This window comes from Streptomyces chilikensis (assembly GCF_001642695.1).
GTDB lineage: Bacteria > Actinomycetota > Actinomycetes > Streptomycetales > Streptomycetaceae > Streptomyces > Streptomyces chilikensis.
Genome location: NZ_LWCC02000162.1, coordinates 1 through 6,897 on the forward strand (window position 1 = coordinate 1; position 6,897 = coordinate 6,897).

Annotated in this window: 7 protein-coding genes; all 7 read right to left on the reverse strand. The window is 74.9% G+C overall.

The window, feature by feature from the left end:
• Positions 1–238 precede the first annotated feature (238 nt).
• The 7 genes from A2U95_RS30060 to A2U95_RS30090 all read right to left on the reverse strand — a co-directional run bounded on the left by A2U95_RS30060 (position 239) and on the right by A2U95_RS30090 (position 6,661).
• Entirely contained in the window at positions 239–805 is a 567-nt protein-coding gene (locus tag A2U95_RS30060; RefSeq protein ID WP_166028863.1) for a phage tail protein, read from the reverse strand.
• Entirely contained in the window at positions 802–2,763 is a 1,962-nt protein-coding gene (locus A2U95_RS30065) for a putative baseplate assembly protein (RefSeq protein ID WP_166028865.1), read from the reverse strand. Before A2U95_RS30065 ends, A2U95_RS30060 begins: the two co-directional genes overlap by 4 nt.
• On the reverse strand, positions 2,763–3,185 hold the full coding sequence (locus A2U95_RS30070; protein ID WP_166028868.1) for a GPW/gp25 family protein: 423 nt from the start codon (positions 3,183–3,185) through the stop codon (positions 2,763–2,765). The genes A2U95_RS30065 and A2U95_RS30070 overlap by 1 nt, the downstream gene beginning before the upstream one ends.
• Positions 3,185–3,493 (reverse strand): PAAR domain-containing protein, encoded by a 309-nt coding sequence (locus A2U95_RS30075; RefSeq protein WP_166028870.1) that lies wholly within the window; start codon positions 3,491–3,493, stop codon positions 3,185–3,187. The genes A2U95_RS30070 and A2U95_RS30075 overlap by 1 nt, the downstream gene beginning before the upstream one ends.
• A 105-nt stretch (positions 3,494–3,598) precedes the next feature.
• Positions 3,599–5,422: a VgrG-related protein gene (locus A2U95_RS30080; RefSeq protein WP_166028872.1), complete on the reverse strand. Its 1,824-nt coding sequence runs from the start codon at positions 5,420–5,422 to the stop codon at positions 3,599–3,601.
• The gene (locus A2U95_RS30085; RefSeq protein WP_166028874.1) at positions 5,419–6,141 is read right to left on the reverse strand and encodes a CIS tube protein; all 723 of its coding nucleotides are present in this window, start codon (positions 6,139–6,141) and stop codon (positions 5,419–5,421) included. Before A2U95_RS30085 ends, A2U95_RS30080 begins: the two co-directional genes overlap by 4 nt.
• A 94-nt stretch (positions 6,142–6,235) precedes the next feature.
• Positions 6,236–6,661 carry a phage tail protein gene (locus A2U95_RS30090; protein WP_166028876.1) on the reverse strand — a complete coding sequence of 142 codons (426 nt, stop codon included), beginning with the start codon at positions 6,659–6,661 and terminating at the stop codon, positions 6,236–6,238.
• Positions 6,662–6,897: the final 236 nt, after the last annotated feature.

The following is a 6,897-nucleotide window of genomic DNA, read 5'->3' on the forward strand; positions in this document are numbered from 1 at the left end:
GGCGCCGCGGACGGCCCCGACGCCGCCGGGGGCGCGGAAGCCGCCGAGGGCCCCGGGGCGGACGACGGCTCAGGGGCGGACGGAGCGGCCTCGGGCGCGGCCGGCGGTTCCGGCGCCGCGCCGGACGCGCCCGGGGCGGGCGTCGGGTCCGACCAGCCGAGGTAGGCGCCGCAGTTGCCGCAGAAGTCGTCGGTGGGACCGTTGAGAGCCCCGCACGAGGGACACGCGCGCATGGACGTCACCTCTCTTCGTCGGTGGACGGGCCGGGGAGGATCTCCACCCGGCAGGTGGTGTGCACCGGGCACATGGCCCGGACGATCGCGTGGACCCGGTCCGGGTCGAGCCGTGCCCCGTCGCGGCCCGGCCGGACGCGGACCAGGGGCCCGGCGGGGTCGGCGGCCGGCAGGGCGGCGCCGGGGGTGGCGGACCACGCCGCGCCGCCGTCGCCGGTCACCTCGGCCTCCGCGCCGAGCGCCAGCCGCAGGCCCTCGGCCAGGCCGCGGGCGGTGCCGCGCCACCGGTGCAGCTCCACGGCGCGGGCGACCGCCTCGCGGCGCAGTTCCAGCGGCCGCCGCGGGTCGTCGACGACGCCGACCCAGGAGGCCAGCCAGGCCAGGAAGTCGTCCGGGGCCACCCGGGGGTCGAGGTAGGCGGTCAGGTTGTCCAGGGTGGCGAACACCGGGGCGAGGACGGTGTCGAGCCCGGCGGTGAACCGCTGCGCGAAGTCGTCGTCGGCGTACAGGGCGGGCAGCTGACCGCCGATCGGGTACCTGCTCGGCAGGCCGGGTACGGCGGCGCGGCTCATGCCCCCGCCTCCGGCCGGCCGGAGGTGACGACCACCTGGTGCTGGTAGGAGAAGACCAGGGCGCCCCCGGCGACGTCGATGCGGTCCGTCGGCGCGCCGCGCCGGCCGGTGATCGGGTCGGCGGGGAAGAGGCGGATCTCCTCCACGAGGGCGTCGCCGGCGGCGCGCTGGAGCACGCCGAACACCTCCCCGTACTGCACCGGCCGTCCGAACGGCCACCCGGTGCCGTCCAGGCCGCCGTGCAGCGGGTTGAGGTGCCGGAACAGGGCGTCGAGCGACGCCTCGCGCACCCGGTCGGTGTCGCCCGGCGCCGCCGTGAGCCGGGCGACCACGGTGACGCCCTGGTAGACCGGCGGCTCGACCACCAGGCGGGTGCCGATCAGGCGCCGCTCGTCGAGGCTCGCGGTGATCGTCCGCAGGACCTGGTCGGAGGGGATCAGCTGCTCGAAGCGGAGCCGGTCGTCGCCCTCGTCGGCCACCGCGTCCGGCACCACCAGGACCCGTACCGCGCCCGCGCCGTCCTCGGCGGGCAGGCACCGCACGCGGCGGACCGAGGGCGCCGCCTGACGGCTGATGACCTCGTAGTCCTCGGCGGTCACCGCGCGCTCCTGCATCCGCAGCGCCTGCGGCGCGCGCAGCCTGGCGTTCTCGACGGTCTCCCCCGCGACGCCGCCGCGCGCCGCCTCCCGGTTGACGACCCGGGCGACGTACGGGACGGAGGAGCGCAGCACGGAGATGGCGCCACGGGCGACGTTGCCCTCCGGGCCGCCGCCGGTGCGGTAGCGGGCCACCCGCACCTGGGCGCCCTTGGGCGGCACGGCGCCGCACTGCCGCAGCGTGCCGTCCGGCTCGCGCAGCACCGGGGGGAAGGAGAACTCACCGGTGGTGGCGTCCACCCGGACGTGCCGGTCGTCGGGGCCGGAGCGGCCGAAGTGCTCGACCACGTCCCAGCGTTGCCACCCCTCGGCCGTGGACACCTCCACCACGGGGGGCTCGCCGTCGAGGAGGACGGGCGGGCGGCCGAGCCGGAACGCCTGTCCCGCGACCCCCTCCGAGGTGCCGAGCGGCACGTCGGTCACGGTCTCGGCGTGTTCGACGGACATGGTGCCGCCCACGGTGAACACCGCCGCCTCGCGCACCGTGGGGGACTCCGAGTAGAACGGCTGGCCCGGCTCCGCCTCGGTGACGCGGCAGCGCAGCCATCCGGCCCGCGTCCCGCCGATCACCGACGCCGTGTGCCCGGCGGGCACGTACACGACGACCTCGCCGGGCCTGTTCAGTCCTCCGGTGGTGTCCGGGCCGGTCTCGCACGCCCGCCAGCCTCCGCCGTCCCACGCCTCCCACACGAGCGGCGGCTGACGCGGGTCCACGCCGACGCCCTCCACACGGCTGTCCAGGCGCACCGCGACGATGCAGCCGGGCACCGCCGTCGGCAGGCCGAACAGCAGGGCGTCGCCCGGCTCCGGCGCGGCCTGGAAGCAGGGGATGTCACGGCCCTCGGCGAGCGCGCCGGTCCGGTCGGTCTGCTCGCCGCCGCGGTGCGCGGTCACCAGGCGGGTCAGCTCGCTGGGAAGGATGTCCAGTTCCGCCGTGGTCGTGAACACCACGGACTCGTCGGCCTCACCGGGCGCGGTGGTCACCTCGGTGCCCGCGGGCAGCGTCACCGCGTCGGGCTGCGGCGCCGACAGCCAGAAGTCGACGTCGGCCACGGCCGCGGCCGGCGGGAAGAGGCGGATGCCCAGCAGGTCGAGGAAGGCGGTGTAGTTCTTGTCGGGCACCCGGTTCAGCCGGTACAGCAGCTGGTCCACGAGGTACGCGAACGTCTCGATCAGGGTGACTCCCGGGTCGGAGACGTTGTGATCGGTCCATTCCGGGGCGCGCTGCTGCACGTAGCGCTTCGCCTCGTCGACGAGTTGCTGGAAGCGCCGGTCGTCCAGGTTCGGGGAGGGCAGGGCCATCAGTCGGCGACCAATTCCTCGGCCCCCTCCTCGGAGGGGATCGTGTAGAAGGGGAAGACCAGGTTGCGCCGGTCGTTGGTGGAGCGCACGGTGTAGCGCACGTCGATGTAGAGGGTGCCGTCCTCGACGGAGTCGAAGGCGACCACCACGTCGTCCACCGTGATGCGCGGCTCCCACCTCTCGAGGGCCTCGCGCACCTGCTGCGCGATGCGTCCGGCGGTGGCGCCGTCGCCGGGGGCGAAGACGTAGTCGTGGATGCCGCAGCCGAACTCGGGACGCATGGGGCGCTCGCCCGGCGCGGTGCCCAGCACCAGGCGGATCGCCTCCTCGATCTCCCGTTCGCGGTCGACCAGGGCGATGCCGCCGGTCGGCCCGACCCTCATCGGGAAGGCCCAGCCGCGTCCGATGAACCGTTCGCTCATCACGCTCCCCCGATCAGGACGTTCGGGGCGCCGGTCAGGATCACCGCGCCGCACACGGTCCGGTCGCGCGCCCGCGCGGCCGGCAGCCCGCCGATCAGCACCGTGGCGGCGACCGGGTTGGGCAGGATCACGTTGGCCGGGCCCGTGGCCGCGTGCGGCGGCACCGGGCAGGTGTGGAGGCTGCCCACGACGGCGGCGGGCCGGCCGCCGATCAGCACACGGGCCACGGCCGCGGCGGCGGCGGGCGGCGGCGTGGCGATCACACCGCCGTGGGCGGTGGGGTCACCGGTACGGGCTGCGGCCGGCATGCGTTGCTCCTCGGGACGTCGGCGTCGGGGGGTTCGGGGACGGGATCGGAGTCGGAGTCGGAGTCGGAAAAGGGCCGGGAGGGGACGGAAGGGGGCGTCGCGGGGTCAGTTGATCCGGATGAGCTTCGCCTTCAGGACGCCCAGCAGGCCGCCGTCGACGGTGACGTCCTGGCTGCCGCTGACGCTCACCGAGCGGCCGCCGACCTTCACCCCGACCCGGCCCTGGATGTCCACGTTCCGGCCCGACACGCTCACGTCGCCCCGTCCCGCGTCGAGGGTGATGCCCTTCCGGTCGAGCAGGACGGAGGTGAGGGGCTGCCGGCCCCTGGCGAAGACCGTGAGTTCGATCCGGTCCCGCCGGTCGTCCAGGAACACCTCGAGGCGCTCGTCACCGGTGGTGAGCCGGATGCCGGACGGGCCCGGCGCCCTCGCGTCCAGCAGCTCCACCCGGTGCCCGGAACGGGACACGACGGAACGGCGGTTGACCTTTCCGGTGGTTCCGTCGACCAGCGGGACGTCGTGGGGCGACGGCCTGTCGACGCCGTTGTAGAGCCCTCCGATGACGTACGGGCTGTCCAGCAGGCCCTGTTCGAAGCCCACCAGCACCTCGTCGTTGACCTCGGGGCTCACCACGCCCCCGCCGCCCTTGCCGCCCCACTGCACGGTGCGCACCCAGTCGGTGGTGTACGTGTCGTCCAGCCAGGGGAAGCGCAGCTTCACCGCGCCGGTCTCGGCGCCGCCCGGTTCGCGCACGTCCGTCACCACGCCGATCGCCAGCCCCGGCATGCGCGGCCCGCGGCCCGGCGCGTTGGCGCCGGTGACCAGGCCGGTCAGGGAACGGTCCGGGCTGGCGCTCACCCACACCGTCGTCCGGTACCCGCCGTGCGGCTCCAGGACGTGCTGCACGGCCGTCGCCGTGTACTTGCCCGAGAACGCCTGCCCGACGTTGCCGAGCGCCACCGGCTTGCCCGCCCGCAGCCGCGGGTTGCCCTCGGCCACCGCCTCCAGCTCGCCGAAACCGGCGCTGACCTGGGCGGCCGTGGCCGTCGCCGCCGCCGTCGTCTCCGCCTGGGTGCGGTACGGGGTGTCGGTGACGGTCAGCTTCGACGACCTGCCGAACCGGGCGGCGAACGCCGGGCTCAGACCGGGCACCACCGTGTCGCTCTCCACCGAGGGCTGCCGGGCCACCAGCGGCCGCTTCGTGGTCACGTCCCAGCCGCGCACCTCCACCTGCGCGGCGCCGTCCGCGGCGGACAGCGAGGCCCTCAGCGCCAGCAGGTTCCGGCCGTACTCCAGCACCATCGGGTCCCGGGCGGCCGAGGTCGACGGCGCGGGCGCCGCGGACGCCTTGCGCGGCCGGGTGAACTGGAGCAGGCCCTTCTCGTCGACGCGGACCTGCGCGCCGCTCTCGGCCGCCAGGTGCTGCAGGAAGTCCCAGTCGGACACGTTCGCCTGGGAGAGCTGCCGGTAGGTGACCGGCGCGGCCTCCACGGTCCCGCAGGCCAGCCCGGCCCCGGCGGCCACCTTGCGGACGATCGCCGCCGCCGTCATGTTCCGGTACGCGACCACCTTCCGGCCCCGCTGGAGGCGGTGGGCCTTGGAGAAGGCGCGCACCACCGTGAACGAGCCCGTGCGGTCCCGGTCCACCTCCAGGGCGGTCACCTCGCCGTCGAAGAGCCGTTCACGGGCCTGCCCCGACACGGTCACCACCGACACCCTGAGCGGCGTGCCGATGGTGATGCCGACCGCCCGCAGGAACTCGTGGTCGGGGTCGCGGAAGGTGAGCTGTGCCGCGTCCGGCAGGCCCACGTTCTCGTCCACCACGCAGCTCACCAGCTGGGCGGCCCAGACCGGCGGGAGTTCCGCGGGCGTCTCGATGACGGGATCCGCCGCGAACGACCGCCCGCCCTGTGCTCCGGACGCGCTCACCGCTCCTCCTCACCGCCCGCGTCGCGCAGGCCCGGCACCACCAGTTCGGTGCCGGGCACCAGCGCCATCGGGTCGTCGATGTCGTTCGCCTCCGCGATGACCCGCCAGGCCGTCGCGTCCCCGTACTCCCGCCAGGCCAGCAGGGCCAGGCTGTCGCCGGCCACCACGGTGTGCGTGCTGCGGGCCGTGCGCGCGCCGGACGTCGGGTTCTGGCCCGGCGGGTCGACGCTCGCCTCCTCGATCGACAGGGAGCAGGTGGCCCGCAGCGGCCTGCCGTCCACGTCGAACAGGGTGTAGGTCACCGACAGGCTGGAGAGCACCCCGTCGAACGAGGTGGTCCGCGCGGTGCCCCACTCGAACCGCACCCACGGGCTGGCCGGCTTCTTGCGGCCCAGGCTGGCCGGGGTCGGCACGCACGCCTTCATCAGCTTCTCCACCGCCTGTTCGACGGAGTTGTCGTGGGTGGCGGTGGCGTCCAGGAACACCTGCAGGCTCAGCTCGCGCGGGCCGCTGCCGACGAACTCGGGCAGCGCCGACTGCTCCGCCATCCGGGAGGGGGAGCGCCGCCACTCGGTGGTCTTGCGCAGCTCCAGGGTGGACGGGTTGAACTGCAGGTCGAGCCTGGCGATCGTGCCGCCCGGCTTCGCGCCGACCGAGGCCGGGGGCTCCTTCAGGGTCAGCTGGGCCCTGGCCCTGCTGGAGCGGGTCGCTGGGGACATCCGGTGCCTCCTTTCCGTGCGGCGGGTGGGTGGTCGGGAACGGCGGGCGGGTGGTGGGGAGCGGCGGGGTGCGGGGAGCCGGCGGGCGGCCGCTTCAGGACCAGCGCAGGCCCTCGTGGGCGATCTCCAGGCTCTCGACCGCCGCCGCCGGGTTGCCGGGGTCGAAGGACGGCCCCTGCCAGCGCACCGGGACGATCCCGAACACCTGCCAGCTCACGATCGGGGTCAGGTTCGGCCGCAGGGCCACGATCTCGCCGTCCTTGGGCTCCACCCGCTTCAGCGTCTCGTCGAGCCAGCGCCCGATCTTCGCCGTGTCGGCGGTGACCGGCCGGGTGAGCGTGATGTTCGACCAGGTGACGCGTCCGGGCAGTTGCCAGGTGAAGCCGTTGTTGCCGCCCTCGGCGTAGCTCTCGATCTCGACCTCGGCGCCCATGCCGGAGCAGGTGTGGAAGGCGCCCAGGTCGTCACCGCCGATCGCGAGCCGGAAGAACACGCTCGTCGCGAAGATGCTGTCCGTCATCCGTCCGTCATCCGTTCCCTGACCTCATCCGTTCTCTGACCTCATCCGTTCTCCGACCTCGCCCGTTCCCCGGCCCCGTCCGTTCCGTGACCGCGTCCGCTCCCGGCCCCTGCCGCCGCCGTGGCCTCAGCGGCGTCCGTCGTGGGGGCGCCCGGTGCGTTCCCGGCCGCGCCGCAGTTCGGCGCGGAGCAGCCGGGCGACCGGGTCGAGCAGGCGGCGCGCCAGGTCGTCCAGGT

Bases quoted from the DNA above. Each gene is read 5' to 3' on its own strand.
- A2U95_RS30085 (WP_166028874.1), bottom strand. From the start codon at position 6,141: ATGTCCCCAGCGACCCGCTCCAGCAGGGCCAGGGCCCAGCTGACCCTG.
- A2U95_RS30090 (WP_166028876.1), bottom strand. From the start codon at position 6,661: ATGACGGACAGCATCTTCGCGACGAGCGTGTTCTTCCGGCTCGCGATC.
- A2U95_RS30075 (WP_166028870.1), bottom strand. From the start codon at position 3,493: ATGCCGGCCGCAGCCCGTACCGGTGACCCCACCGCCCACGGCGGTGTG.
- A2U95_RS30070 (WP_166028868.1), bottom strand. From the start codon at position 3,185: ATGAGCGAACGGTTCATCGGACGCGGCTGGGCCTTCCCGATGAGGGTC.
- A2U95_RS30060 (WP_166028863.1), bottom strand. From the start codon at position 805: ATGAGCCGCGCCGCCGTACCCGGCCTGCCGAGCAGGTACCCGATCGGC.
- A2U95_RS30065 (WP_166028865.1), bottom strand. From the start codon at position 2,763: ATGGCCCTGCCCTCCCCGAACCTGGACGACCGGCGCTTCCAGCAACTC.